The following is a 1,459-nucleotide window of genomic DNA, read 5'->3' as shown; positions in this document are numbered from 1 at the left end:
CCGTCGGGTAGGGGCGAGGGTTCCCGGTGGGATTGTCCTCTACCCCTCCCACGGAACCGGACTTGATAGTTTCCCATCATCCGGCTCCTACGCTTGCACCATACGATCCAGCCGTTCCTGTAGTCGTCCGGCATGATGCGCGACATGGCAGTCGCGGCAGAGCACCACACGCTTGCGCGTTCGGGCCGCCTTGACGCGAGTCCACAAGGTAGTCCCCTGCATATCGCTCATCTTGCGGACGTGATGCACCTCCACTGGCACGTCTTCGGTGCCGCACGCCTGACATGCCCTTGCCCGCAGGCGGTCGACAAAGTCATTCCGTCCTGCAAAGTGGATATGTGCAAACGTTTGGCGGTCAACATGCCCGGATGCCGGTGTTGGCCGAACATCCTTGAGGCGGAACATCGGCATGAAGCGCCGCTGATGGCGGCCCTCATACCACAGGCCGAGGCGATCCCCGTTCCGGAGCCTCTCTGCCGTCACCTTGACCGAACATTTATGCTTCCGCGAGATGGTCTTCATGAAGCTCCACCACCAGAGGTGATGCAGCCGCCCGACCTCATCTTTCCAGAGCGTGCCGAGCTTGTAATACTCGGCCAGCCCCCGCATCATCGCATTATATCCGGTCAGGATTGCGACATCGGAGTTGTTGATCAGTTCGCAGCGCGCCTCGCCCCGGTTGATATGGATATTCCCGAGGCGTTGGCGTTCCGCAAACCGGGCAAGCCTGTCCACCGGCACGTGAAGTTGCATACGGTCTCCAGGCACACGCATGGTGACGGCACGGCCGCCCTTGATCATGCGTTTGGTTCGCCCATCGCCATATGTCTTCAACTGATAGCCGAGGAACATGGCACCCTCGTCCGCCTTCCTAATCCCGCTTTTCTCCTCGGACACCTCAAGCTTCAGGGTTTCCGCCAGATAGGTTCTGACTTCGGCCATGATGCCGCGGGCATCGTCCTTGCTGCCGATCACGCCGATAACGAAGTCGTCAGCATAGCGGCAGTAGCGGAGTCGGCGGTAGTTGGGGTCGAACGGGTCGAGAGCCGGCTCTTCGAGCCGTCGCCGCTCCCATTCCCTGATCTCATCGACAAGCGTCGGGATTTCCTCCTCTTGGCCATTGGCCCGCCGTCGTTCGATCTTTCTGCGTCGGATCTGAATCTGCTTAGAGATTTCGAGATAGGCGTTGCTGCGCCGTCTCGTTTGTCCCCTGTCGAACCGCACCTTCATCCCCGCCATGAACTCGTCGAGTTCATGAAGGTAGATATTGGCGAGGATCGGTGAGATCACGCCGCCTTGTGGAGCGCCGCTGAACGTCCGGTGGAACGTCCAGTCTTCAAGGTAGCCAGCCTTGAGCATCCGTCCGATCAGCCGTATCAAGCGATCATCATCGATACGCCTGCGTAGGAGACCGAGCAGGATGTCATGGTCGATATTGTCGTAGTAGCCGACTATATCG

1 protein-coding gene is annotated in these 1,459 nt (G+C 59.4%); it reads right to left on the bottom strand.

What is annotated here, in order from left to right:
- Positions 1-87: 87 nt before the first annotated feature.
- Positions 88-1,459 (bottom strand): reverse transcriptase/maturase family protein (locus D0Z70_RS24435; protein ID WP_119750794.1); only part of this gene is annotated, 1,372 nt, incomplete at its 5' end.

It is taken from the genome of Sphingobium terrigena (assembly GCF_003591655.1).
GTDB lineage: Bacteria > Pseudomonadota > Alphaproteobacteria > Sphingomonadales > Sphingomonadaceae > Sphingobium > Sphingobium terrigena.
Note: the sequence above shows the minus strand (reverse complement) of the source record. Positions and strands in the feature narration are given on the sequence as shown.